This window comes from Thermosulfuriphilus ammonigenes, assembly GCF_011207455.1.
In the GTDB taxonomy this organism is placed as follows: Bacteria; Desulfobacterota; Thermodesulfobacteria; order Thermodesulfobacteriales; family ST65; genus Thermosulfuriphilus; species Thermosulfuriphilus ammonigenes.
In genome coordinates this window covers 1,497,545-1,523,525 of the sequence record NZ_CP048877.1, presented here as the reverse complement: position 1 = coordinate 1,523,525, position 25,981 = coordinate 1,497,545, and the positions used below count along the sequence as shown (strand labels likewise).

At 49.8% G+C, this 25,981-nt stretch carries 23 protein-coding genes and 1 tRNA gene; 11 read left to right on the top strand and 13 right to left on the bottom strand.

Going from position 1 to position 25,981, the window contains the following annotated elements:
- Window position 1: 1 nt before the first annotated feature.
- Both rpoZ and G4V39_RS07385 read right to left on the bottom strand, forming a co-directional pair.
- Window positions 2–256: a DNA-directed RNA polymerase subunit omega gene (gene rpoZ / locus G4V39_RS07390; protein ID WP_166032316.1), complete on the bottom strand. Its 255-nt coding sequence runs from the start codon at window positions 254–256 to the stop codon at window positions 2–4.
- Window positions 257–365: 109 nt separating this feature from the next.
- Window positions 366–2,975: a hybrid sensor histidine kinase/response regulator gene (locus G4V39_RS07385; protein WP_166032315.1), complete on the bottom strand. Its 2,610-nt coding sequence runs from the start codon at window positions 2,973–2,975 to the stop codon at window positions 366–368.
- Between the two features lie 123 nt (window positions 2,976–3,098).
- Between G4V39_RS07385 and G4V39_RS07380 the strand changes: the two genes are divergently transcribed.
- Window positions 3,099–4,103, top strand: coding sequence for a Clp1/GlmU family protein (locus G4V39_RS07380; RefSeq protein WP_166032314.1), 1,005 nt, complete (start codon window positions 3,099–3,101; stop codon window positions 4,101–4,103).
- A 75-nt stretch (window positions 4,104–4,178) separates the two neighbouring features.
- Window positions 4,179–5,453 (top strand): radical SAM family protein, encoded by a 1,275-nt coding sequence (locus tag G4V39_RS07375; protein ID WP_210412051.1) that lies wholly within the window; start codon window positions 4,179–4,181, stop codon window positions 5,451–5,453.
- A gap of 26 nt (window positions 5,454–5,479) precedes the next feature.
- Here G4V39_RS07375 and G4V39_RS07370 read toward each other — a convergent pair whose 3' ends face one another.
- Entirely contained in the window at window positions 5,480–6,586 is a 1,107-nt protein-coding gene (locus G4V39_RS07370) for a radical SAM protein (protein ID WP_166032312.1), read from the bottom strand.
- 118 nt (window positions 6,587–6,704) lie between these two features.
- On the opposite strand from G4V39_RS07370, the gene G4V39_RS07365 reads away from it, so the two are divergent.
- Entirely contained in the window at window positions 6,705–7,202 is a 498-nt protein-coding gene (locus tag G4V39_RS07365; protein ID WP_166032311.1) for an MOSC domain-containing protein, read from the top strand.
- A gap of 96 nt (window positions 7,203–7,298) precedes the next feature.
- Here the strand turns inward: G4V39_RS07365 and G4V39_RS07360 are convergent.
- Window positions 7,299–7,371, bottom strand: a tRNA-Phe gene (locus G4V39_RS07360).
- A 374-nt stretch (window positions 7,372–7,745) separates the two neighbouring features.
- Between G4V39_RS07360 and G4V39_RS07355 the strand changes: the two genes are divergently transcribed.
- From G4V39_RS07355 to G4V39_RS07330, 6 genes are all read left to right on the top strand, one after another.
- The gene (locus G4V39_RS07355) at window positions 7,746–9,215 is read left to right on the top strand and encodes a cytochrome c3 family protein (RefSeq protein WP_166032310.1); all 1,470 of its coding nucleotides are present in this window, start codon (window positions 7,746–7,748) and stop codon (window positions 9,213–9,215) included.
- Window positions 9,216–9,423: 208 nt separating this feature from the next.
- Window positions 9,424–9,915 (top strand): MerR family transcriptional regulator, encoded by a 492-nt coding sequence (locus tag G4V39_RS07350; RefSeq protein WP_220126047.1) that lies wholly within the window; start codon window positions 9,424–9,426, stop codon window positions 9,913–9,915.
- Window positions 9,916–10,185: 270 nt separating this feature from the next.
- The gene (locus G4V39_RS07345) at window positions 10,186–10,590 is read left to right on the top strand and encodes a hypothetical protein (RefSeq protein ID WP_166032309.1); all 405 of its coding nucleotides are present in this window, start codon (window positions 10,186–10,188) and stop codon (window positions 10,588–10,590) included.
- Between the two features lie 113 nt (window positions 10,591–10,703).
- Entirely contained in the window at window positions 10,704–11,687 is a 984-nt protein-coding gene (locus G4V39_RS07340) for an ABC transporter permease (RefSeq protein WP_166032308.1), read from the top strand.
- On the top strand, window positions 11,684–12,520 hold the full coding sequence (locus tag G4V39_RS07335) for an ABC transporter permease (protein WP_166032307.1): 837 nt from the start codon (window positions 11,684–11,686) through the stop codon (window positions 12,518–12,520). Before G4V39_RS07340 ends, G4V39_RS07335 begins: the two co-directional genes overlap by 4 nt.
- Complete coding sequence (locus G4V39_RS07330) at window positions 12,517–14,643, top strand: tetratricopeptide repeat protein (protein ID WP_166032306.1); 2,127 nt, start codon at window positions 12,517–12,519, stop codon at window positions 14,641–14,643. The genes G4V39_RS07335 and G4V39_RS07330 overlap by 4 nt, the downstream gene beginning before the upstream one ends.
- Window positions 14,644–14,726: 83 nt before the next feature.
- Here the strand turns inward: G4V39_RS07330 and G4V39_RS07325 are convergent, their stop codons facing one another.
- Entirely contained in the window at window positions 14,727–15,185 is a 459-nt protein-coding gene (locus G4V39_RS07325; protein ID WP_166032305.1) for a PilZ domain-containing protein, read from the bottom strand.
- Window positions 15,186–15,315: 130 nt separating this feature from the next.
- Here G4V39_RS07325 and uvrB point away from each other — a divergent pair, with 130 nt between their 5' ends.
- Window positions 15,316–17,367, top strand: coding sequence for an excinuclease ABC subunit UvrB (uvrB, locus tag G4V39_RS07320; protein WP_166032304.1), 2,052 nt, complete (start codon window positions 15,316–15,318; stop codon window positions 17,365–17,367).
- Here uvrB and G4V39_RS07315 read toward each other — a convergent pair.
- Complete coding sequence (locus G4V39_RS07315) at window positions 17,364–19,163, bottom strand: hypothetical protein (RefSeq protein ID WP_166032303.1); 1,800 nt, start codon at window positions 19,161–19,163, stop codon at window positions 17,364–17,366. The two genes, uvrB and G4V39_RS07315, sit on opposite strands and share 4 nt — an antisense overlap.
- A 2-nt stretch (window positions 19,164–19,165) precedes the next feature.
- On the bottom strand, window positions 19,166–20,020 hold the full coding sequence (locus G4V39_RS07310) for an AAA family ATPase (RefSeq protein WP_166032302.1): 855 nt from the start codon (window positions 20,018–20,020) through the stop codon (window positions 19,166–19,168).
- A 104-nt stretch (window positions 20,021–20,124) separates the two neighbouring features.
- Here G4V39_RS07310 and G4V39_RS07305 point away from each other — a divergent pair, with 104 nt between their 5' ends.
- The gene (locus tag G4V39_RS07305) at window positions 20,125–20,925 is read left to right on the top strand and encodes an MBL fold metallo-hydrolase (RefSeq protein ID WP_166032301.1); all 801 of its coding nucleotides are present in this window, start codon (window positions 20,125–20,127) and stop codon (window positions 20,923–20,925) included.
- Here G4V39_RS07305 and G4V39_RS11390 read toward each other — a convergent pair.
- The 6 genes from G4V39_RS11390 to G4V39_RS07280 form a co-directional block, all read right to left on the bottom strand.
- Window positions 20,922–21,626, bottom strand: a complete 705-nt coding sequence (locus G4V39_RS11390) for an ABC transporter ATP-binding protein (RefSeq protein ID WP_210412049.1) — start codon at window positions 21,624–21,626, stop codon at window positions 20,922–20,924. The two genes, G4V39_RS07305 and G4V39_RS11390, sit on opposite strands and share 4 nt — an antisense overlap.
- On the bottom strand, window positions 21,548–21,979 hold the full coding sequence (locus tag G4V39_RS11240) for an ATP-binding cassette domain-containing protein (RefSeq protein ID WP_210412045.1): 432 nt from the start codon (window positions 21,977–21,979) through the stop codon (window positions 21,548–21,550). Before G4V39_RS11240 ends, G4V39_RS11390 begins: the two co-directional genes overlap by 79 nt.
- A 3-nt stretch (window positions 21,980–21,982) precedes the next feature.
- Complete coding sequence (locus G4V39_RS07295) at window positions 21,983–22,804, bottom strand: carbohydrate ABC transporter permease (protein ID WP_166032300.1); 822 nt, start codon at window positions 22,802–22,804, stop codon at window positions 21,983–21,985.
- A complete protein-coding gene (locus G4V39_RS07290; protein WP_166032299.1) occupies window positions 22,801–24,729 on the bottom strand; it encodes an extracellular solute-binding protein in 1,929 nt (642 codons plus the stop codon). Before G4V39_RS07290 ends, G4V39_RS07295 begins: the two co-directional genes overlap by 4 nt.
- Window positions 24,730–24,798: 69 nt before the next feature.
- A complete protein-coding gene (locus G4V39_RS07285) occupies window positions 24,799–25,575 on the bottom strand; it encodes a prepilin peptidase (protein WP_166032298.1) in 777 nt (258 codons plus the stop codon).
- On the bottom strand, window positions 25,575–25,931 hold the full coding sequence (locus G4V39_RS07280; RefSeq protein WP_166032297.1) for a PilZ domain-containing protein: 357 nt from the start codon (window positions 25,929–25,931) through the stop codon (window positions 25,575–25,577). Before G4V39_RS07280 ends, G4V39_RS07285 begins: the two co-directional genes overlap by 1 nt.
- Window positions 25,932–25,981: the final 50 nt, after the last annotated feature.

Below are 25,981 nucleotides of genomic sequence, written 5' to 3'. Positions count from 1 at the left end.
CTTAAGAACTTTCTTTGCCCCCTAAGGCAGCGTAGATCCGACTCTCCTCCAGTTGTTTTTCTAATTCTTTGATGTTCTCGAGAGAGACCGAGCCGGCAGCTATCTCCCGCAAGGCCGTGACTATTTCCTTGTTTTCACAAACCACCAGAGGCTGAGCCCCCTTGCGTAATTGTTTGACACGTTGAACCGCCAGGTGAACGAGTCGAAAACGACTGGGAACCTGCCTCAAGCAGTCTTCTACAGTAACCCGGGCCATAGTCTTACCTCCACGTGACCAACGAAACTAATCTAAAGAAGACCAAGAGGACATTATAGTGGGAAATCTAAACAAGGCAAGGTTGACGAAGCCAAGATCGAAGAAAGACCTAGTGTCTCTGGCTTGAGGCCGGAAGTATCTCTTCCAGGACCCGTTTTAGCTCCTCAAGTTTAAAAGGCTTAGCTAAAACCCCCTTAAAACCATATTTTTGATAGTTAGCCATAACATCATCATTGGAGTATCCGCTGGAAACTACCACCTGAGCCCGAGGATCAAGTTCAAGGAGTCTCTTTACAGCCTCTCTGCCTCCCATACCTCCGGGGATAGTCAGATCCATGATCACCAGATCAAAAGGACTCCCGGCCTCAAGGGCTTGGCGATAAAGTTCAAGGGCTTCTCGTCCTTCACAGGCCAAAGCAACCTCATAGCCGAGGCCCTCTAGCATCTGAGAAGCCACATCCCTTACACCCTGATCATCATCCATAAGGAGGACTTTACCTGGAGGACTAGAACTAGAAATCTGCTCCCTCCGGCAAGACTGACGGGGGGGGGTCTTTTGTTTGGAAACAATAGCCGGTAGGTAGACCGTAAAGGTTGATCCGTGACCGAGGACGGATTCTACAGTAATAGTCCCACCATGTCTTTTGACAATAGAGTAAGCAGAGGCCAATCCCAAACCGCTTCCTTTTTGTTTGGTGGAAAAATAAGGGTCAAATATTCGATCAATAATATTCTCGGGAATCCCCACGCCTTGGTCGCGAAAAGTCAATTTAATATAAACCCCGGGCTCAAGGCCTTCATCTCCTTCAGAGATATAATTTTCGGCCCGAATGTAAAGCTTGCCTCCGTGGGGCATAGCCTGATCAGCATTGATAACTATATTTTGAATGACTTGATGGATCTGGCCGGGATCCACCTCAGCCTGAAGGAGATCGGAAGACAGATCAAATTCAGGTGAGACATTTGAACCCCTTAGGGTAAAGATGACGGTTTCCCGAAGAAGGTCAGCGATAGAAACCGCCTTTTTTACCGGAAGACCGCCTCGAGAGAAGGTCTGAAGCTGGGTGGTCAACCCCTTGGCCTGATCAAGGGCCTTAAGGGCACCTTCCAGGTAATCCCGGGCCGGAGAGTCTTCAGGGATCTTCAAGGTAGCCAGGGAAAGATTACCAGCCAAGGCAGTAAGAATGTTGTTAAAGTCGTGCGCGATTCCTCCGGCCAAGATACCCAGGGCCTCAAGCCTCTCCGCCCGGCTTAACTCCTCTTCAATCTTTTTCTTCTCGGTTACATCGCGAAAGACAAGAACCATTCCTATCCCCTTCTTTTGGGGATCACGGAGGGCCGTAGCCCTGATAGCCAAATATTTTTCCTCCTCATCCCCAATCGGCACCAAGATGTCATCAACCTCAAATATCTGTCTTTCACCCTTAAGAACCGCAAAAAGACCAGCAACGACCTCATCTGAAGCCTCGTCAAGTCTAAACACACGACCGAAGCTCCTTCCCAAGACATTTTCTTTTATCTCCAGAATCCTTCGAGCCGCCGGATTGATAAAAACAACTCGACCCTCTTGATCAGTAGAAATAACTCCATCAGCAATGCCTTCTAATATGGTGATTAGACGTTCTTTTTCTGTTAAAAGCTCATCCTGGGCCTTCTTAAGCTCGGATATATCTTTACAGTATTCGATGACTCCAATGATTCTTCCCCCCTGATCCCTCAAGGGATAACTTGAGAGATCAATCCAACCTTCCGGATTCTCATAAGAGGGATAGGGAACGATTTTTCGATGGGTCCGACCAGTCTCCATCGCTCGAAGGGAAGGACAGTCTGGACAGGGCTCTCTTCTCCTTTGATAGATTTCGTAACACTTACGACCAACGATCTCTTCAGCCCGGCCATACCAGCGTTCCATGGCCGAGTTAACTCCCAGGATATTAAGGTCTTTATCAAGAACACTTAGACCATCATTTATGGCATCAAAGACATTCTGTAAAAATTTATGACTATGATGAAGAGCGTTACTTAGAGAAACCTGTTCAGTAACATCACTGATAATCCAGACCAGATAATCCCTCTCCCCGAAACTCAAACGATGAATGGCTATGTCCACCCACAGTTCCATACCCTGAGGGAAAATGCGGACTCCAGAGATCTGCCCCCCAGAACGCAAACGAGCCTCCAGTTGAGACTTTTCATCTTTAAAGCCTAAAAGTTCAAAGAGGTTCCGCTTTCCGCGGGCCAGACCAAGCAGACGAACCCCGGCCGCATTGGCTCGAATCATTCGCCCCCTAACATCGGTAATCACTACTCCGAGGTGGACTGAATCTAAGAGAGTTTTCCAAACGGCAGGTTCAAAGAGCCGATCAAGAGGGTCTCGGCGCAAGAAGGCCATAACCAGCCCTTCTTTAGCCAACAAACAGCCTTCAATATCCACTCGAATGAAGGAACCATCTTTACATTTAAGTGAGACCCTCCTTCGGAAAACAGACTTCCCCTTGGTAAAGACCTCAGCCAGAGATGGACAAAGATTGACAATTTTTGCCCCCAGGAGTTCCTCTCTTTTATAGGATAAGAGCCTGGCCGCCCCCTGATTGACCTCAAGGATCATTCCCTCGGCATTCCAGCAGATGGCCGCTATAGGCAGATAGTCAAGAAATTGACGACAGTGTAGGCTTAAGGAGATAGTCTTCCTGTTGTCTTCCAGAGACGCAGGTGACATTCAATTCCTCCATCATATGTTAAAAACCTATATTTATTTGCAAATAGAAACTTTTAACTAAAAGTTAAACTTAAAATTTCAGACTTTCAGCCGGTGGTCTAAAACAATCAAGGCTTTCTGACAATGATTAATGCAAATAAGACACCAAAAAGGGCGAAGATAGACATCCCCCGGTCATGGATAGAGGCGGCCGAAAGGATCTACTCCCAAGGACGAAGGGTGATGATTTTAGGGACCACAGATGTAGGAAAAAGCACTCTACTCCTTTTTCTTACCCGTTACCTTACGGCCAGAGGGGCCAAGGTGGCAATAATCGATGCCGATATCGGCCAGAAGGATCTAGGCCCACCGGCCACCATAACTTCGACGACGACCGGGAAGCCGCCCCGAAAAATAAGGGAACTCCCTATTGAGAGACTCTATTTCGTGGGGTCAGTTACTCCTTTAGGACACCTTCTACCTATGGTCGTGGGTAGCAAGATTCTCCTTGAAGCCTGTCGAGCCGACTTTTACTTAATTAACACCACCGGACTGATTACTGGCAGGGGGAGAAGGCTTAAATCTTTTAAAATTGAACTTTTAAGACCAGATACCATCGTCGCCCTAGAAAGAGAAAGGGAGCTAGAGCCTATTCTTCGAGCCCACCCTTGGCCCCGAAGAATACGCCTGAAGCCCTCCCAGCAGGCCCGACCAAAGACCAGGGAGATCCGAAGCCGTTTCCGCCAAAAGGCCTTCCAAGAATATTTCTCCAGGGCTCGAACTATAGTTTTTGATCTCCCACAATTGGTTATCGATACGAGTCTTCTTTTTACTGGCCGCCGGATAGATACGCCTGGGGCCGTGTGGTCAGAGAAGACCAGTGAAGGTCTTCTGGTAGTCTCTGAAAGACGCCTTCCGGGACGCATAAAACATATCTTTCCGCAGGCCTTCGTCAATCTTCTTTGTGGTCTGTATGACAAAAAAGGCCTCTGCCAGGGGCTGGGAATCGTAAAGAAGATTGATTTTGTTGCCCGCCAGATCACCCTCTTTACCCCGGTAGGCAAAAGGGATATTTATCTTCTTCAACCAGGTTCTCTATACCTTTCGCCAGAGGGAAAAGAACTAGGGCGACATCAGGTCCATCTTTAGCCTAATTATAGAGAAAGAGCCTGCCTACAGATGTCATCAACAGGAATAAGACCGGGGTATCCTTCAAGTCACCCCTTGAATTCACCTTACCTTGTCTTTGCCGATCTTAAAGGGCAGATCTTTGACTTCCCGGGGCTTTTGGCCTTAGGAAGAAGCGGCCAAGAGTTCTATCTTCCTGAAGAAAAAGATTTTATTCCCTTGCCCTATGGCAGCGAACTCTTTGTCCTCCCTGACCGTCATCCGGTTGGCCTTGACCCTACCACCGGAGAGGTCGTCGTCCTTAAGGAAAACCCCTTTTGTCCCTCTGAGCCGGCCCTGGCAGTAGCCGCCTTTATAGCGCCAGCCCACACCCACACCTTCTTGGCGGCCTGGGCAAAAGCCCAAGAATCTCTCCCCCCTCTGCCACTTTTTGCCTATACTGCTGTAGGCTGGTGGGACGAAGGCTTCTGGGTAACGGCCTTCCGGTCTGACCCTGAGCCACGGCAAGATCTGGACCACTTTCAGCCAGAAGACGTTCGTCGAAGAACCCTGAAACGCCTCAAAGAGCATCCCAGAAACCGGCTCATCCAGCACCTTGGCCGCCGCTGTTGTCTCACTTATGGCTGCCCGGCAGCCCGCAACTTTTTCCTAGATCGCTATGAGGCCCCTCTTCCCACCGCTCAGAGTTGTAACGCTCAGTGTCTAGGCTGTCTGTCTCTTCAACCAGAAGAGGGCCCACCAGCTACCCAAGAAAGACTAGACTTCACCCCTTCGGCAGAGGAGATCGCTGAGGTAGCCACTGGCCACCTTTTTCGAGCCAAACCGGCCTTGGTTTCCTTCGGGCAGGGATGCGAGGGGGAACCCCTTCTTAAGGCCCCCCTTTTGGAAAAGGCCATAACGCTTATCCGAAAACAGACCAGTCGCGGAACCATAAATCTAAATACCAACGCCAGCATCCCCGAAGGAATAGACCGGCTGGCTAGTAGCGGCTTGGATTCCATTCGGGTCTCTCTTCCGACCGCAAGGGAAAGGTACTGGCGAGCCTATGTCCGACCCCGAGGTTTTGGACTTCAGGAGATCCGAGAATCCATCATCCAGATGAAGAAAAAAGGAGGTTTTGTCAGTCTCAACTATTTTATCTTTCCTGGCGTAACTGATGAGCCTGAGGAAATCTCTGCTCTTGAGGAGATCATCGCCCTTGGGGTTGACTTCATCCAGCTACGGAACCTAAACATCGACCCTGATTGGTACTTAGAAAAGATAGATTTTCGCCCCCAAAGATCACCATGGGGAATAAGGAGGCTTCAGGAGCACCTTAAAAGACGATTTCCCCACCTTGGCTTCGGCTATTTTAATCCTTACCTTCGTTAGCTCAACTAAGCTTAGAAAAGGATCTTCTAGGACCATTCAGAAAGAAGATGAACATTACCCAGGTGAACCCTTTTTAAACCCTCGGCCCGCGCCAGGGCCAGGGCCTCTGCAGCATGCCGGCGAGAGGTGGTAGGCAAGTCGTTAAGAATAAAAGCCGGATAAAAAGCCAGAAGAGTCCAGGGGATCTCTGGATCAAGTCGGGCCAAAAGCCGGGCGAGCTGGCTTATCTCTTGGGCATCAATGTATCCAGGGACCAAAAGAGTGGAGACCACAAGAGCTGGAGGCTCAGACCTCCTTTGGGCCTCTTGAACCAAATAGGCTAAATTCTCCAAAACATAACGGTTAGAAACTCCACAAAGGGCCAGGTGAACCGCCTCTGTAGCTGCCTTAAGATCAATTTTCAGGACACCTCCACTAATCAAGCTAAGACGCATCATCTCCCTGATAACGCTTCGGCTCTCACCACCATTGGTCTCCCAACACAAACGAATAATCCTCTCAGGAAATCTCTGAAGCATTTTGCGGCCGACCGAAATGGCATGAGGAGCCTGAGGTCCTGGATCCCCTCCAAAAAAACAAACACAGGAAACATGAGAGGCTAGAGCTCCAAGGAGTAGATCAGCCTCTAGATAGACATCCCTTCGGGCCCTTCTCTTAAAATGCCAGTTTTGGCAGTAAAGACAGTTAAAATTGCAAGCCTCATAAAAGACCGCCAGATTGGCATAACCTCTCTCTGGCCCCGGAAGATAGGCATAACGGGGATAACCATTTCCTGTACCTCCGGGACAAATCCAATCAGCCACGCAATTGGTGGGCAGGGGATCCAGGTACCAGGAGACCTTAGCCCCTTTTGGACTCCCTCCGGTAAGCCGCCCTTCCTCAACCCTCCAAAGACCACAATATCCTGCCTCCCCCTCCCCCAGACGACAGCGGTGGAAACAAAGACGACAGGGGATTCCCCCTTTTGTCCGTGGAGGTTTTGGAGGGAGACCAAAAGCCAGACGACTCTGAGCATGAAGAGCGTCTATTTCTTTGGCGATCTCCGCCCAGTGATTTCGAATGCAGGAGACGCAAAAACCGAGTACTTTGGAGATAGTTGGGCCCTTTTGACCACACCAACGGCACAATCCCACATTTGGATTATGCCATTTTTATCGATTAAAGGGGAGGGTTTTTGGTTTTATTAAGTTAATCTTTATTAAGTTAAGTTCTTATGATAATTAAAGAAAAAATCCTCAGGAGAGGGGAAAAATGAAGGGTAAAGTGGTTTCAGTAAATGTCTCTGACAAAAAGGGACGCTGCAAGGTACCCGTAGATATGGCTGTAGTCAAAGAGGGTTATGGTATAGAGGGTGACGCCCATGCCTCCTCGGAGTGGCACAGACAGGTGAGTCTCCTAGCCATGGAAAGTATTCGAAAGATGCAGGAGTTTGGGTTAAATGTCTCCCCGGGCTCCTTTGCCGAAAATATTACGACTGAGGGTATAGATCTTACCTCCCTGCCTTTAGGAACCAGGCTCACTTTAGGAGACGAAGTAGAAATAGAAATCACTCAGATCGGAAAGAGCTGCCACTCTCGTTGTACCATTTATCGCCAAATTGGTGACTGTGTCATGCCCAGGGAAGGAGTCTTTGCCCGAGTAATAAGGGGAGGAATCATCCGCCCCGGAGATCAAGTGGTTGTTCACCAACAAAGAAAAAAGGCCTGTCTCCAAGCTGTAAGGCTCGGCCAAGCTGGTAATCAAACTTAAACTTTAAAAATATTCCGAAGGTCTTTAAAGGCCTGGTCACCAGAGGGGGGAAAGAGAACTCCCAAAAGAAGGCCAACGGCTAGAATCTCCACCATGTGCCGGGGGGCGGAATCGAACCACCGACACGCGGATTTTCAGTCCGCTGCTCTACCGACTGAGCTACCCCGGCGACCCTCTGAACTATGCAAGATCCCCAGATTTTTGTCAAGGCCTTCAGGCTACTAATTAAAAGATTAAATCCTTGAGGAAGAATCCTCCTTCCGGAAACAACAGCTCTTTCCTGCCAGGAGAAAATTCACAAGTCAAATCCAATCCAATTAGGTTCTAGAGGGATTTTAAGGTGTCTTCCTGTCATGAAGAATTTATATGTTTTAGGTAAATAATTTTTTACACTTTTTCTTTAAAAAATTTATGTAATCTAACTGAGCCAAATGACGTTATTTTTCTTGCCGACCTCAAATTGACATGTTATATAGCGCCCCGTATTTGCGCAGTGAGAGCGGAAAAGTTTTTCAAAATTTTTATAGAAAGGGGGCATGTCTCGTGCGTTTTAGAGAAGCGATTATTGGCTTTATCCAGCTCATCACTAGAAGCAAGCTTTCTTCCTTTGGGGCCTTAATTACCACTGTAGTCTTCCCGGTTTTGGCCTTTCTAGTAATTCTGGACATCCAGGGCTACATCCACAACCCTTACTTCAAGCTTTTTATTTATATGTTCTTGGGGCCGGCCATGATCTTCGGCCTCATTTTGGTGGCTGTAGGCATCTTCTTCGGCAAGCAGAGTATTTTTCGTTATGAATATGTCAAGGAGTATTTCAGCGATCCCAGCCGTTTCCAGCAGGCCAGACAAATTATTCTCCTCGTGGTCTTCTTAACGGTTATCAATGTCATCATTATTACTCTCATATCTTATGGTGGTTACCATTATACCGAGTCAGTAAGCTTCTGTGGCGAACTCTGTCATAAAGTTATGAAGGGTGAGTATACCGCCTATCAGAATTCACCTCACTCCCGAGTGGCCTGTGTTGAGTGTCACATTGGTCCGGGAGCCAGTTGGTGGGTTAAGGCCAAAATATCGGGTCTTAAAGAGGTCTGGGCGTATCTCACCAATTCATACCCTCGTCCTATCCCTACTCCGGTTAAGGCCCTCCGTCCGGCCAGAGAAACCTGTGAGGAGTGTCACCGGCCGGAATTCTTTCATGGTGACAAGTTAAAGATCAAAGATAAATTCCTTGATGACGAACACAACACTCATGTCCGTAGTGTAATGCTTCTCAAAGTGGGCACGGGTGGTTTCCGGGGAATGAGGGCCCAGGGAATCCACTGGCATGTATCTCATGACAATAAGATCATCTATCGTTATGCCGATGAAGCTCGGCAGCAGATAACAGAAGTTATTTTGGAGAAGGCCGACGGGAGTCGAATGATCTTCCACTCTCCAGACTTTGAACAATCTTCTAGCCCCCAGCAGGAAGAACAGGAAGGGAAAGAAGTGAGACACCGAGAGGAAGGGGGCAAACACCAGCGGATCATGGACTGCATGGACTGCCATAACCGCCCGACCCACATATACCTTTCTCCCGAAGAAGCCATTGATCAGCTAATGATCACCGGTGAGATCCCGACAGAACTTCCTTATATCAAAAAGGTGGCCCTTGAAGTCATCACCCCTCCCTACCGGACAACCCAAGAGGCCAAAGATGCTATCCGCACCAAGATACGAGCCTGGTACAAAGAGCACTATCCAAATATCGTTGAGGAAAACAACCCTCTATTGGAAAAGGCTATTCATGGAGTAATTACGGCTTACACAGAAAATGTCTTTCCAGAGATCAACATTCAGTGGAATACCTACGTAAACTTTCTTTCACATGATGGATGCTTTAGATGTCATAACGAAGAACTAGAGACAAAGGCTGGAGAAGTTATTTCCCAGGATTGTGAACTGTGTCACGTAATCTTGGCCGAAGATGAGAAAGAACCTGAAATTCTCAAACAGTTGCAGTGTGAATAGATGACACATAAGGGGGGGATTTTCCCCCCTTATTCTTTGCAAGGTAAACTTCAAGATCTTGACAGATAGAAGTTAACATGTTTTCTATAAAAAATCTTAATTTTGCTTACTTTTTAGGCAAAAGAGAGCGTTTATTTTTGTCTATTTTGTAATATTTTTTTAAGTTTTTTTGGGGTTGGGGGGATTTGTTGGTTTGGGAGGTCAGTAGATGATTGCTAAGGAGAAAGAAGCGCTTCAAACCGCCAGAAATGAAAGCAAAGGACGAGGCAGAAACAAAAACGGGGACATCTCCAAAGACGAGCCCATTTTTCCCATCAGTGTGGCCTCAAAATTACTTGGTCTTCATCCTCGGACACTACGAATTTACGAGGAAGAAGGCCTTATAAAGCCGGCTCGTATTGGCCAGAAACGTTATTTTTCTCACAATGATCTTGAGTGGATTAAATGCCTTCGACAGTTAATCCACGAAGAGGGTATCAGTATCCCCGGGATAAAAAAGCTTCTTACTCTCTCCCCTTGCTGGGAGATCAAAAATTGTCCAGAAGAGGTCAGGGCTCAGTGTTCGGCCTACCAAGATCGGACAATCCCCTGCTGGCAGAGAACTAAAACAGCCTGTGCCAGAAGATTTCAAGGATGTCAGACCTGCGAGGTCTATCTCCGGGATATCGAAAAGCTCTCCGAAAGTGCCGAGGATGAATAACTTAAGTGAGGGGAGAAAATCTCCCCTCACTTAAGTTCTCAATGAAGATTCCAAGTCATCTCCCAGAATTATTCCTCTTTTTTACCTAGAAGTTGTTTTTGTAACCCAATATGGAAATTGTAATTTTAAGAAAAATGGGATATCTTGAGTTTACCTAAATTTGCCAAAAACAATTGGCATCTAAGTGCAGAATTTTGCGACAATTTTTAATTGACAGTCAGAATCTACCGATCTAATCTTTAGAAAGCAGCTTTTAAGGAGGAGTGTCCGATGTACCAAACTTTTGGTTCACCACTAGCTCAATTTTGGTGGCACCAGAAATCCAAACTTCTCTTTGTCGGTTTATTACTCCTGGGTATCATGGGTGCCGTAGCCCTCGGCCCCTTCTTTCCCCTGCTTGTTCTAGCCATTTTACCTCTGGCCCTTTTGCTCTCTCGCAGCAAAGAAGAAACTGAAGATCATGCCCGGTCCCAAACCATCGATTGGGCTGCCTGGCAAGAAATACTTGGCACCAACCTGAAGGAAAGACATCGACCCAGCGACTTTTTTTACATCGGGCTTTGTCTTCTGAGTGCCTTTGTGTTAGGCCCCTTTGTGGTCATTCCTTTGACCTTTGCCGTCCTTTTCCTGATGAAAAAGGCCCAGACCGAGCCGGTATCTATCCGGTATCGTTAGGCTTCTTAGCCCCTCTTGGTAGGATTTCCCCCTCCCTGAAGGGCCCGCTAAAGCGGGCCCTTCATTTTTAGGACTTCTTTCAAAGCCCCTCCTTATCTGTTAAAAATCGCTTGATGCTGGGTTACCTTCTAAAAAGAATCCTTCTCCTTATCCCAACCTTTTTGGGAATCACCATCCTTTCCTTTATGGTTATGCATCTAGCCCCGGGAGAACCCGTAGGTATCCAAAACGAATTTAACCCCAAGTTTACACCGGAGATGAGGGAAAGGCTTAGAGCTCAATACGGGCTGGACAAACCCCTTTATGTCCAATATGCCCGCTGGCTCAAGGGATTGGTTACTCTGGACCTGGGACGATCTTTCGCTGACCAGCGACCAGTCTGGGAGAAGATCAAAGAAAGGCTTTGGGTCACCCTCCTCATAAACCTCCTCTCAATGGCCCTTATTGTTTTGGTAGCCATCCCTATTGGAATAAGAAGTGCCGTCAAAGAAGGAGGGGCGTTTGACCGAATCATGACCGTTTTTGTCTTCTTTGGCTATGCTATGCCCTCTTTCTGGCTGGCCCTTTTGCTTATGCTCCTTTTAGGGATCAAACTGGGGCTTTTGCCCATCTCCGGGCTCCACAGTCTAATGGGGTATCACCAGCTCTCTTGGCCAGAGAAGGTTTTGGATTGGGCCAAACATCTGATTTTGCCCATCTTTGTCTCGGCCTTTGGGGGGCTGGCTGGCCTTTCTCGATATATGCGTTCTTCAATGATTGAGGCCCTGAGGCAGGACTATATCACCACTGCCAGGGCCAAAGGTCTCCCGGAAAGAAAGGTAATTTATAAACACGCCCTGCGTAATGCCCTTCTGCCCCTGATTACCATCCTGGGACTATCCATCCCCGGGCTGGTGGGAGGCTCGGTAATCTTTGAATCCATTTTTGCCATCCCGGGGGTAGGACAACTTATGTGGACAGCTGTAATGATGAGAGACTACCCTGTACTTATGGGAAACCTGGTAATTGTCTCTGTTCTCACCCTATTAGGAAACCTTCTGGCCGATATCGGCTATGCCCTGGCCGATCCAAGAATCCGGAAGGGGGTGAGGTCGTGAGGGAAACATTAGGACGGGTGTTAGAAAATCCCTTAGGGATAGCCGGATTACTCATTGTAACTGCCCTATTTTTGGTAGCCCTCCTTTCGCCATTTATCGCCCCCTATGATCCTTTGGCCATTAACACCCGGGCGGTGCTTCACCCCCCCTCAAAAAATCACCTTCTGGGCACGGACACCCTGGGTCGAGACGTGCTCTCGCGGATGATCTACGGAGCCCGAATATCTCTCTTGGTGGGAGTCATTTCTGTGGGTATCTCTACGGCTATCGGTATCACCCTCGGCGCTCTCTCAGGCTACTATGGGGGAATTGTTGACCAGATAATCATGCGCTTTGTGGATATTATGCTCTGTTTCCCGACCATCTTTTTAATTCTGGCTGTCATTGCCTTCTTGGAGCCCTCTATCTGGAACATCATGGTCGTCATCGGAGCCACTAGCTGGATGGGGGTGGCCAGACTGGTAAGGGCCGAATTTTTAAGCCTCAAAGAAAGAGAGTTCGTTTTGGCAGCCCGGGCCATTGGGGCCAGCAATCTCCGCATCATCTTTCGACACATACTGCCTAACGCCCTTCCACCGGTTCTGGTCTCAGCCACTCTGGGAGTGGGGCTGGCTATTCTTACCGAAAGCGCTCTTTCCTTTTTAGGCATTGGAGTTCAACCCCCTACTCCTTCCTGGGGGAACATGCTTACCGAGGGCAAGGACAACCTAGAAATCGCCTGGTGGCTTTCGGTCTTTCCCGGTTTAGCTATTCTTATAACTGTTCTGGGCTACAACCTCCTAGGGGAAGCCCTCCAAGAGGCTATAGATCCCCGTAGCAGATCAAAAAAATGATCCTTTTCGTTTTATTTCTTCTGGGGCTGATAATTGCCTCCCCTGGGTGGGCCCAGGAGTCTTCCCCCCCAGTTCCCGAGGGTCGGGTAGAGCTGGAGCTAGAGGCTCCAACGCCTGCCTGGAGGCGACTATGGGATGAGGCTCGAGATTTTGTGCGGCGAGGCGACCTGCTGGCCGCTGCCGAAACCTATCGAAAACTTCTCTCTCAGAGGCAGGGGCTTGATCAAGCCCGTTGGGAATATGCCCAGGTCTTAGAAAGGCTAGAGAAGACCGATGAGGCCATAAAAGAACTCGAACTATACCTGGAAAAATCTCCAGACAATCGAGAGGCCCGCTCTCTACTAGCCACTCTCCTTCTTAAGAAGGGTTTTTTCCCTCAGGCTGAAGAACAGTTCCGCCGCCTTCTAGCCGAAGATCCCGAGGATTCCACAGCCAGGCGAGGGCTGGCCCTAGCCCTTTATGGCCAGGGTCGTTTTGCTGAAGCCCTTCCCTTTCTTCGGGAGTCCCTGAGTCTTTTTCCCAAAGATTTGGAGTTAAAGCGAGCCCTGGCCTTCACCCTGGTTTCTCTTAAAAAGACCTCCCAGGCCACCGTATATCTCCGCGATCTTTACCTGGCCGGGGAACGTGATCGAATGATTCTTAAGGATTATGCCCAAAGCCTACTGATCATGGGCAAGACTTCAGAGGCCCTGCCGGTCTTGAGACAACTTGCTGCCAGCTTTCCGGAGGAAAGCTGGGCTCACTTGGAATTGGCCAAAGTTCTCCTTAACCGGGGTGAAATCCAGACGGCTGAAAAAGAGCTAAAAGTGTATTTAAGACGACACCCCAGAGATACCAAGGCTCTCAAGACCTTGGGGAAGATATATCTGGATCAAGGAAACCTTACCCTGGCCCTTAGACTCTTCTCCCGGGCGGCTTCTCTGAACCCTCAGGATACAGAGGCCTTGGACCTTTTGGCCATGATCTCTGAGGCCAGACAACTTTATCGTTCGGCCATCAGATATCTAAAAAAAGGACTCTCCCTGGAAGACACTCCTGATCGGCGTCTCCGCCTGGCCCGCGATCTTCTGCGGACCAGAAGATATAATGAAGCCCTGAAGCTTCTGGCCCCCCTTGAGAACCCAGAAGCCTTAAGGCTCAAGGCTCAAATTTATCGCCGTAAAGGAGCCTATGAACAATTTCTCAAGTCTTCATCACCCATTAGCGAGACCTTTGAGGTTTTGATATTTCTAGCTCCCTTTAGACCAGAACTTCGGGACCGTCTTTGGGCCAGCCTACCGGAATTGATAGAAAAACTGGGAGAAGATAAGATAAAAACCAAAATAAAGGCCCTTGCCCGCCTCGGGCTAGGCTCTCAGCTTCTGTCTTTAGATCTCCCCTCAGTTGAAAGGGCTTGGATCCTTCTCCAAGAGGGCCGAAGCAAAGAGGCAATAGAAGCCCTTAGCGGAGAAGGTTCCGATGAGGCTCTTCTGCTGCGGGCTCGAATCTTTTCAAGAAAAGGATACCTTAAAGAAGCCCTCAAAAACATCTACGCCCTGCCCCAAACGTACTTCTTCCGGGAGGAGCGCCCCCGCCTGGAATTATTGGCCAGACTTTACTCCGGACACCTTCATGAGGTTCTCTATCTTGCCCCCCAAAGGCTTTCTCTAACCCCGAATGACGGCTATTACTATGGTCTGCTAAAGGAGGCCTTTCACCGTTTTGGCCTTCTCTTCGAGGAGAAGGCCTTCTCACCCCTGGCTGGCCCGTTGATCCCTCCTCTTAAAGGAGAGGTCTCCTCCGCCCTTCTGTCGAAAGATAAAAAGGCCCTTGAAAGGCTTTTAAAAAGGGACTCACGGAACAGTCAGGCCCTTTGGCTACTGGCTAATATTTACAGATCTACCAAACCCGAGTTGGCTATCAGGCATCTTAACAAACTCCTTAACCTTTATCCCCGCCACTACGCTGCCCGCCTGCTACTTTACGAACTTTATCAGGAAAATAATCAAAGAGCGGCGGCCCTTCTTGTCTTTCGGGAAACACATTTTGCGCCCCTTTGCTCCTTTGAACCCTGTCGGGGAAAAGCCCTCCGGGCTCTTTCCCATTGGGAAGAACAGTTCAATCGGCTCTTGGGGATAAAATAAAACTGGGGGAGGGGGAGGGGTGCCCTCCCCCAAAGATAAGGAGGAAGAGGAGAGCGGGCCATGAAATACTTAGCTTATTTATTTTAATGTAGATAACGTACTTCTTGCCGTTTGGCAAGCTCTTTTTTCAAAACCTCAAGGCCCAAATCAAAAATCATCAAAAAAGTATCTATATAGGCATTAATTACCTTTTTTGCTTCTTGTATCGCCTTATCCCTCTTTAAATAGTCAACATAGGCCTCTAAAATCATCTTGTCCACTTCGTCCTGGAGGTCAAAACGAACCCCGAGATAATAATATCCCTCCCGTTCCTCCTCCCAGATTACGGTTCCCGAAAGGATTAATCCCTTAATCTCTTTGGGAAAGGGTAAATAAAAGGAAATATTTTTCCCTGGATGCTGCCCTTGAGGACAGATAAGTCGGGCCCCGGTGGTAGAGATTTCAGTTAGCATAAGCTCGGGGAAAGAATGCTTCTGAAGATTAATAGGGCTCTCCAAAGCTACTCTCTCCGCTGCCCGCCGTTCAACCGTGACTTGAGTCATAATTCTGCCTCCCCCTGGATCTTTTTTTCTACTTTAAGCAAAAAGATTGCCAGTTTCTTTGGTAAGAATTGGTGTATATTTTTTAATGGACGACTCTGAGAGGAAAAATTTTACTTTGATTCAAAAAATTATGGGAAAAGAAATTCTTCCTCAAGAAAAAAATTTAATCTCTAAATCAGATTCACCATTTAAGCTGGTCTCTTCTCACCGTCCGCGGGGAGATCAACCAAAGGCTATTGCCACTCTGGTCTCTTGGCTCAGGGAAGGGATCAAGCACGCTGTCCTTCTGGGGGTTACAGGAAGTGGAAAGACTTTTACTATGGCCAACGTTATCGCCCAACTGGGCCGTCCTACATTAATCATCGCTCCCAACAAAACCCTGGCCGCCCAACTTTACAACGAATTTCGCCAACTCTTCCCAGAAAACGCCGTGGAATATTTTGTTTCTTACTACGATTATTATCAACCGGAGGCCTATATTCCCCAGACGGATACCTACATTGAAAAGGATGCCTCAATCAACGAACTGATCGATCGTCTGCGCCACTCGGCCACCTCAGCCCTTCTATCGCGTCGAGATGTGATCATCGTTGCCTCGGTCTCCTGTATCTACGGCCTCGGATCCCCCGAGGAATACTCCAGAATGCACCTATATCTTCGGGCAGGAGAGGAGCGTCCGCGAGATCAGATAATCCGCCGCCTGGTAACCATGCACTACGAACGAAATGACTATTCTTTTTCTCGAGGGACTTTTAGGGTCCGGGGAGACATAATAGAAATCTTCCCTGCTTCAGAAGAGCGCCGGGCTATCCGGATAGAACTCTTTGGAGATGAAATAGAGGCCATTAAAGTCATCGATCCTTTAAGGGGACGCCCTCTTAAGAGCCTCAAAGAGGTGGTCATCTACCCCGGTTCACACTATGTAACCTCTGCGGATCGGCTACAACGGGCTATCGCCTCTATCAAAGCCGAGCTCAATGAACGAGTAGCCTGGTTCATGGAGCAGGGGAGGGAGGCAGAGGCCAAGAGACTTCTTCGGCGAACAATGTTTGACCTAGAAATGCTCGAGGAGATTGGATTCTGTCATGGCATAGAAAACTACTCTCGACACCTAGACGGACGCCGCCCTGGAGAGCCACCCTATACCTTGCTGGATTACTTTCCTGATGACTATCTTATCTTTGTTGACGAAAGCCATATCACCATTCCTCAACTTCAGGCGATGTACCGGGGAGATCGCTCCCGGAAGGAAACCTTGGTGGAATATGGCTTTCGATTGCCTTCCGCCTTAGATAATCGACCTCTTACCTTTGAGGAATTTGAGGCCCGAGTCAATCAGGCAATCTACGTCTCAGCCACTCCCGGAGATTATGAACTTCGGACGGCGGGGCCTTATGTCGTGGAACAGATCATCCGGCCCACAGGCCTTATGGACCCCAAGATCGAAGTTCGTCCGGCAGACAACCAAGTCGATGACCTTTGGGCCGAGATCAAAAAAAGGGTAGCTCGGGGAGAGCGAGTTTTGGTGACCACTCTTACCAAACAAATGGCTGAAGAGCTCACGGAATATTACGCTAATCTGGGCCTTAGAGTCCGCTATCTCCACTCCGACATTAAAACCTTGGAGCGGGCCCGGATCATTCGGGATTTGAGGAAAGGCCACTTTGATGTCTTGGTAGGCATCAATCTTCTCCGGGAGGGGTTAGATATCCCCGAGGTTTCCCTGGTGGCTGTCCTGGATGCCGACAAGGAGGGTTTTCTCCGCTCCGAACGCTCCCTTATTCAGGTAGCCGGACGGGCGGCCCGTAATGTTAACGGAACAGTAATTCTTTACGCCAATGAGGTTACACCTTCTATGGCCCGAGCTATCGCCGAAACAAAACGACGCCGCCAGATCCAAGAAGAATATAACCGCCGCCACGGAATCACCCCGCAAACGGTAGTTCGACCGGTAGAAGATGCCCTGGCTAGCCTGGAAGAAACAGATTACCTGGACCTTACCAAGCTTCTCCCTGAGGAGGCTGAAGAGTTCAAAGACTTGGCTCAACTTAAGAAAGCCATCGCCCAGACAGAAAAAGACATGCGTCAAGCGGCCCAGCGAATGGAATTTGAGGAAGCTGCCCGTCTGCGGGATCGGCTCTTTCGCCTCAAGGAGCTTCTTGTGGAGGCTGCCGAGGCTTAGTGATCTATATACCTGTGGGCATAGAGACGAACATGATGGCCATCCAGAACGTGAAAGGTCCGGATTTTCTTCAGGAACGAAGGTGAGAACTGTCCGAGGGGAAAATAGACTACCTGCCTGCCAAGTCTTCGGGCAAAAGACTTAGCTCGTTCGGAGGGAGGCCGGCGAGCAATATAGACAATAAACTTTTCCAAACTGTAGTCGATGGCTGCCAAGAGGAGACGTTCCGGTTTGTCCCGGGCGATGTCAAAATAGGGATCCTCCCAGATATCAGGGTAAACCCGTTGGGGCGGGTAGGTAAGCATGAAGCCTCCATAATGACACCGAGAAATCCCCGGACCGACCACCACCTCACCTGCTGGTGTAGCATAAAAGGCCATGTCCGACTCCTGATCATGCTCTCCGAGCCAGGTAAGCCGCCAGGGAAAGGCCTCGGGGGTCTTCTCATCGGGGTCAAAGATGACCACTACCGAGCCCACCTTCCCTTGAAGGGTCGGCCTTTCATAGACATAGAGACGATCTTGATAGAAGTTACGAATCGTCTCCCGGAGATCGAGTCCGTCTCTCATAGAGACGGTAAAAGGTTCCACCAGACGGCGGTCCTCACTAAGAATGTGGAGGGCCTGTTGGCGAAGCCGACGTCCAAAGCCCTCCACGACTATATCTTCTGGAGGGAAAGAACAGATATTCACGCCGGTAAAACTCCGCTTCCACTCTCCCGGAACCCTCTCCCTGGGACGCCGAACAGGAGAAAGATGCCGGCGTCCTCTAAGGCGCCGGAAAAAGCGGATTCTTTTCCCGGCCCGATCAAGGTCATCAAGGGTGATCCGAAGAGGAACAAGGTCGTCTTTCTCCGGGAAAAAGGGATACTCCGTGGCCTCTTGAAAGACCTCCCAGGCAAAATCATCCCCGGCAGCCCCCCGGCAGGCCACCAAAAGCTGATAGAGATCCGGTGTTAGCCGACCAGAAACTAGAGCATAGTTTCGGGCAAACTGAGAAAGCACCTGGAGGCTGTGAAGTGACAATCTCTCTTTATTTACCCTCAGATGTCTCTTTCTGCCGGCCTCAAGGAGGCGATCATAAAGCTCCAGACGATCAAGAAAAACTCGAGACTCTGTTTCCCTCGCCCTCTCATAGGCGGCCTGGATAAAGGCCGGCTCCGAGAGCACCTCCCGAGCCGAGAGGCGATCTAGCGAATAGAGCCTGACTCCCTGCCGTCTCAAACGCTCCAAGGGGTGGGCCAGGTTATCATTAAGGAGCCCATAAACCGCTTTGGCGTGGGCCAGGCCGCAGACAAAGGCCACCTTTTTAAAGTCTTTGGCCAGCTCCTTCAGATGGTAGGCCATCGTTTTTTCCCGGAGTTCATCCTCAGCCGTACGCTCAAATCCTCTCTCTATCAGGGCCCAACAAAAACCGTCATAACCTATGCGCCCCAGGGCATAGGGGTCGGGAACAGGATCCCTCAGATCAGGGTATCCTTCGGTATCACGATCGATAAAAAAGACGGGGATCTCCCGCTCCAGGGCCGTACGGACAGCCTCAATAAAGGGATCGCAGGGTTCGACAAGAAGATAGACTATCTGGCCCTGAGAATTCTCATAGGTAACCACGGAAAGAAAGGGAAGACGCTTCACCGCCCGGATAATCTTATCTTTAAGAGTTGGTGGGAACTCCACGGCGATAGCCTCCGGGGCAAGATCCCGAAGGCGCCGGCCAACCACCCAGGCAAACTCTAAATTGCCGTGTAAGGCCGGCAGGATGGTAATCTCAGAGGAACCTATTTTCTTGACCAGCATTTTTAATCAACCGGAGTCAACCTCGGTCCTTCGGTTCCGGGAAGATAGACAAAGGCTGCCCGGCCAAGAATCTGGTCGATAGCCATCTTGACAGCCATGGTCTGATCTCTCTCCACCCCAGCAGAGAGACACTTAAGGGCATAACGAGCGATATTTATACCATCCCGAACACTATAGGGTTCTCCGGCTCGATGAGCGGCCTGAAGAAAGTTAACCACGTACTTGAGTATATCCTCCTCAGCAAAAGGAAGATTACTCTTTAAAATAGCCAACTCCTCCTCCGGCTCAGGGAAATCCACATGGATGATCGGTTTTAACCGAGAGTGGATGTATTCTGGTACCTCAAAAGTGGAGGCATCTTCATTCATGGTTACACAAAGACGAAAGTCAGGATGGGCCTTTATCTTCACCCCGGCGACGATAGATTCCACGTAGCGTCGGGCATCGAGAAGAGGGGCCAGAGAGGCCCAGCTCTTTTCACTCATTCGATTGGCTTCATCAATAATAGCCACCGCTCCCCGAATCATAGCCGTAACAATAGGACTGGCCATATAGCGAATTTTGCCCGCTTCGGAGATCACAGGGGTTACCAGAAGATCCTCCGGCCGTGTATCCGCTGTAGCCTGAAAGATATAGACCTCTCGCCCCAGCCGCCTGGCAGCGGCATAAGCCAAGGTGGTTTTACCCACGCCAGGGCGTCCCACCAGCCGGGGATTAAGGGGTATGTCTTCCGGGGAGACCAACATCCAGGCCGCCAGCACCTGGAGAAGGAGATCCTCCTGCCCTACCCAGTGAAAGGAGAGTTCATCAGGATGAGAAAGATACAGGGTTACACCTTCTACAGTTACTGTCTCCATATGCCTTCCTAGAAGATTTTAGGAATATTTTAACATAATCTTCAAAATTTTTTACTTGTCCTTGGGGCTGGAGAGACCTAAAGTAGCCGGCCAAGGAGGAAAGGATGAAGATCTTCTTCCTAGGGACATCAGGTTCGGAAGGGATCCCCTGTCCTGGTTGCCACTGCCCCAGCTGTGAGGAGGCCCGAAGGCAGACCGTATTTAGACGTCAACCAAGTGCCTTGCTTGTCTTTACGGAGAGAGGGAAGGCCCTCTTAGTAGACGCCGGGATGGACGTAACCCCCTTGATAGATGGCCTTCCCTTAGGTGGAGTTCTTCTCACTCATTGGCATGCCGATCACTTCAGCGGCCTGGCCCGTCTAAGCTGGCATCAAGCCCCTCTACCCATAGTAGCCCCAACCTCTCCACTGGCCAAAGCTGTAATAGCCCCAAGAGGAACGCTCAAATCGCCTCGTCCTTTTGAAGCTTTCAGACTGGCGGGGCTAGAGATCACCCCCTTTCCTTTAAATCATGCCGGCTTTCCCACCTATGGGTATCTACTCCGGGAGGAGGAAACCGACCACCGTTTAGCCATTCTTTGGGACACCAAGGGCTGCCCTCCCGAAAGCCTTAGCCTTTTTGAGAAAAAAGCCACTCTGGCCTTAGTAGATGCCACCTATGCACCGGAGGTGTCAGCGGCCAACCACAATAATCTTGAGGAGGCCATCTCTTTAGGCCTTTCTTTGGCCGAGGAGGTCTTCCTTACTCATATTTCTCACAACAACTGGCCGGCCCTCCTCATTGAGACCTATCTGGCCACCCACTGTCCCCATGAACCTGTAGCTCTGGCCTATGATGGCTTAAAACACGAACTAGCTGTTTCCCTGAAAAACTCCCTCAGCCTTTGGACGGCGGCCGTTGTCTAATGCAGTCTCTTTCCGCTACTGGCCTCAAAGACAAGAAGCTCCCGGGGAGAAAACCCTAAGGTGATCTGATCACCGGCTTTAAGCTCCGGCCGGCCAAAAAATAGGCTCCGAAGCTCAAGGGCTCCCCGGCGGCTGTGAATAAGAGTCTCAGCCCCCATCATCTCAAGACGCCCCACCTGAGCTGTAAATAGAATCTCTCCCCTGCCGATTTTCAGGGCCTCGGGACGAAGACCAAGAATCACCTCCCCTCGCCACTCAAGGGGGAGGGCAAAAGAGAGGTCTGCCGGTGGGCTCCGGAACAAACCTTCGGCCAGATAACCCGGGATAAGATTTATTCGGTGGGTCCCCACAAAGTCGGCCACAAACAGCTCCTGAGGATCATGATAGATGGCCTCCGGGGAGCCAATCTGCCTTATCTGTCCGTCTTTCATAACTACGATCAGGTCTGAGAGGCTGAGGGCTTCAAGCTGATCATGGGTAACATAGATGACTGTAGCGGAAAGGGAATCAAATATCCTTTTCATTTCCGCCCTGGTCTGCTCCCTTATCTGAACATCAAGATTGCTAAGGGGTTCATCCAGAAGAAAGACCTTTGGCTCTTTTACCAAGGCCCGGGCCAGGGCTACCCGCTGTTGTTCTCCCCCCGAAAGCTCCCGGGGAAAGCGCTCAAGAAGCCGAGACAGGCCCAAAAGCTCGGCCACCCAGAGGACCCGACGGTGAATCTCTCTTCCCGGGGAAGGCCCCTCATCTTCAGGCCAAAGGCGATATTTTTATAAACCCGAAAATGGGGATAAAGGGCGTAATTTTGGAAAACCATGGCCACATCTCGCCGGGCTGGAGGGAGTTCGTTGACCAGACGGGAATCAATATGGATCTTTCCGGAAGAAACTTGCTCCAGACCGGCTATTACCCTAAGGAGGGTGGTTTTACCACAGCCAGAGGGGCCAAGAATGGTCAGGAAGCTCCTCTCAGGGACCAAAAGATCTACCTCCACCAGGGCCCTTACCTGACGGGGATAGATCTTGCTTACCCCTTCTAGACGAACAGAAGCCATCCTTTAACCCTTTATGGCCCCAGAGGTTAGACCCTCCAGGATCCAGCGTTTAAGGAGAACCACCATAAGGATAACCGGCAGGGTGGTTATCGTGACAGCGGCGTTTATCTCCCCCCAGGGGATCTCATAGACAGAAGAGCCGCTGAGCATAGCCACCCCTACAGGGACAGTATAGTGTTTCTCATCAGGCATAAGGGTGAGGGCAATAAGGAATTCGTTCCAGCAAAAGATGAAGACCAGAGCCGCACAGACGGCCAAAGAGGGACGACCAAGGGGAAGGAGCACATACCAAAGAATCTCCCAGAAGGAAAGGCCATCTACCCTGGCCGCCTCGTCTAATTCTCGAGGAATACGAGAAAAACCAGCATAGAGAATCCAGACGGCAAATGGCAGGTTAAGGATCGTGTAACTCAAAACAAGACCTAAAGGATGATTAATAAGCCCCAAGGAATGGATAACCCAGAAGATAGGAATTACCAGGACGGTAGGCGGAATAATGGCCAAGACTAGAAGCCAACGCTGAAGCCAAAGGGCCCGGACAACAGAGAGCCTCCGCAAATAGGCAGCCAGAATGGAGGCCCCCGTCAGGCAAAGCCCGGTGGCTCCTGTGGCTACCAAGATACTATTGGCCACATAGCGCCCAAAGGGACGCTTTATAAAGACCTTCTCAAAGTTCTCCAGAGACCACTGCCGGGGCCAGTAGGTAGGAGGGAGTTCAAAAACAGCTTCCGGTGGTTTGATGGCGGTGACAACTGTCCAGTAAAAGGGAAAGAGGCTAAAAAGAATGATAACTCCAGCGATAACAATCAGGGGTAGTTGTCTCATGCCCCTCTCCTCTCATAGGCCGGGGTGGTCAAACGAACTACCAGGGCGGAAATTAACATGAGGGCTATCAGAAGCATCAGGGTAAGAAAGGAAGCGTATTTTAGATCATCGAAACGAAAGGCCAAATCGTAGATATAAAGACAGATGGTCTTCGTGGAATCCGCCGGTCCGCCTCGAGTAAGCACCCAGATAAGATCAAAGATCCCTACAGCCTGGAGGATCCGAAAGACCAAGGCCACCCGGGCAAAGGGCAAAATAAGGGGCCAGGTAAGGGAAATTAACCTTCTTAAAGGACCGGCTCCCTCCAGGACCATGCTTTCTTTAAGCTCCGTGGGGATTGTCTTCAGCCCAGCCAGAAGGATGATGGTCACAAATGGTGTGGTCTTCCAAACATCGGCCAGAATGGCCACCGCCATGGCCCCCTGTGGGTGGGAGAGCCAGTCAAGAGGGGCGGCTATCAAACCGGCCCGCAGGAGAAGATCATTGATAACCCCAAACGGATTATTGAACATCCACTGCCAGCTCATAGCCATCACTGCGGTGGGTAAGGCCCAAGGGACAAGCACGACAAGCCTGACCGGGCCGGCTCCCGGAAAGCGATTATCAATGAATAGGGCAACTAGAAACCCTAAAAGAAACTCCAGAGGTACAGAAAGGCCTGTAAAAATCAGGGTATTAAAAAGAGTTCGCCGCAGGTCATAATCCCTCATGAGGCGTCTGAAAATTCCTCCCCTCTGTCCAGCCTTAATTCCCTCAAGGCTCCTTAAAATTCGTTCCGTGGCCCCTTCTGGAGACTCGATACCGGCCAAAACAGCACTCACATGCTTTTGAAGGCTATCACTTATCTGGGAATATCGAGGATAAGATGGCCGGGGGCGGGCAGAAAGGAGGGCTTCATAGACGGCCTCAAGATAAGGATAGGTGTTTATGACTTTCGGATCATGATAAAAATCGCGCCGGGCCGGGACCTCTCCCCGGCGTCTGAAAAGAATCTTTTGGGCCTCAAGGGAAACTGCATACTTTATAAACCTTGCCGCGGCTTCCGGATCTTTTGTCCCTCTAGCGATACCGAGCCCCCACCCGCCGAGAACGCCACTGGCTGGTCGTTCTCCATGTCGAGGAAGGGGGACCAAACCCACTTTACCCTTTAGAGGAGAACCAACCCGATTGAGAACCTGCCAGGCATAAGGCCAATTACGCATAAAAAGGGCTTGCCCCTGGGCAAAGGCGGCCAGGCTTTGCTGTTCCTGATAAGAAAGAATGGCCCGGGGAGACAAATCCTCATCAACAAGTCTTTTCATGAACGAAAGGGCTTCAATCATCGGCCTCTTTTGGGGATTATTTAGGAGAGAGCCCCCAAAGCCCCAGAGGTGTTCCAGGAAGTTGCAAGTCAGGCCCTCATACTGCATAGCCTGAAAAACAAAACAGGCCTGTCTTTTCTTAAGCCGGCAGTATTCCAGCAGCTTCGCCCAAGTTCGAGGGGGATCGGGGATAAGATCACGTCTATAGTAAAGAAGCCCAACGTCAGCGGTGACAGGAAGACGATAAAGCCTTCCCCTATAGTATCCAGCCTTAAGGGCTCCAGGGATAAAAATCCCGGAGGGGATTTTTATCCAATAATCAAGAGGGATAAGCCAGCCCTTCTGGGCGAATCTAGCCGTCCAGGTAATATCCATATAAACAATTTCAATGGGCTCTCCCCCCAGAAAGGAACGAATATAGATGTTTTGACGTTCGTCAGTTGACCAAGGGCCAGTAATATAATCAATGGTGATTCCGGGGTTTTGGGCCTCAAATCGGTGGATAATTTCCTTCCAGGCCCCGGAAACATCCTCGGGACCAATCATTCGCAGGGTAATGGCCGGAACCAAGGAAGGAATAAGGCCAAGGAGAAAAGTTACTCCCCAAAAGAATCGATGTCTCATCTGACTGCCCGCAAAGGGAAAGGCTCGCTTCCATGATGGGCCAGAGCCTTCTATTTGGCAAGGGAAAACCTAAAATGTGGTCAGATAAAAAAGGATTATTTTTTCTCCCCAAAACACCCACAACACGGCAGCCAGAGCGAGAAAGGGGCCATAGGGAATGGCCAGGCGGCCGCTGGCCTTACCTTTAGCAAGCATAAAGAGGATTCCCACCAGGGAACCCACCAAGGCGCTGAGTAGAATGATAAAAGGGATGGCCCTCCAGCCAAGGAAGGCCCCGATCATGGCCAGAAGCTTGATATCTCCTCCCCCCATACCCTCCCGACCAGTTAGGCGTTGATAGCCAACGGCTACTAACCAAAGAATTCCTCCCCCAACAATGGCCCCAAGGAAGGCATCTCGAAGGCTCAAGTCAGTTCTTAAAGCGGCCGCCAAAAGGCCAACTAGAATCCCCGGGAGGCTAACCTCATCCGGAATTATCTGATGGTCCAGATCAATGAAAGTAATTACCAGCAGAGCGGCTAAAAAGATAAAGTAAAGTAAAGCAAGAGGGGTCAGTCCAAAGCGGTAAACTGAGGCCACAGCCAGAATCCCGGATAAAGTCTCCACTAGAGGATAACGCCAAGGAATCGCCTGCCGACAACAACGGGAACGTCCTCGAAGGAGGAGAAAACTTAGAAGAGGAATATTGTCAAACCAGGCAATAGGCCGCCGGCAATAAGGGCAAAAGGATCGAGGGCTGACCACTGACTGACCTTGGGGCAAGCGAAAGATACAGACATTCAAAAAGCTACCGCAGATGGCTCCCAGGCAGAAAATTAAAAAATAAAAGAGGAATCCATCTCCCATCAAGAACGGCTTTTCTCCTCGATCACCCGGGTATAGAGGTCTTTAATTTCCTCAAGCATGGGCATGATCTTAAGAAATTTGGCGTAGACCTTTCGGTAGCCTTCGTCCATTTCCAAAAACTGGACTCCTATCCCCTGACCTCCACCTGTATGCTGGACAAAGCCACTGGTTGGGATGCTTCCCACCCCGGGTATTTCTATGATAAGCCCCACAACTGTGCCCTCGGGCAGAGGATCATCCATGGGAATGAAACATCCCTCCAGGCTAAGGTTCTCCACGGGATAATAAGCTCCCCTTTCGTGGACAAAAACGTTAAGCCGATAGCGATAGCGTGGATACTTTCTTCTTTCGATCATCTTCCCTCCAGGCCCCTGGCACCCCCTCCAGTAAACCTCTGCCTACTTAT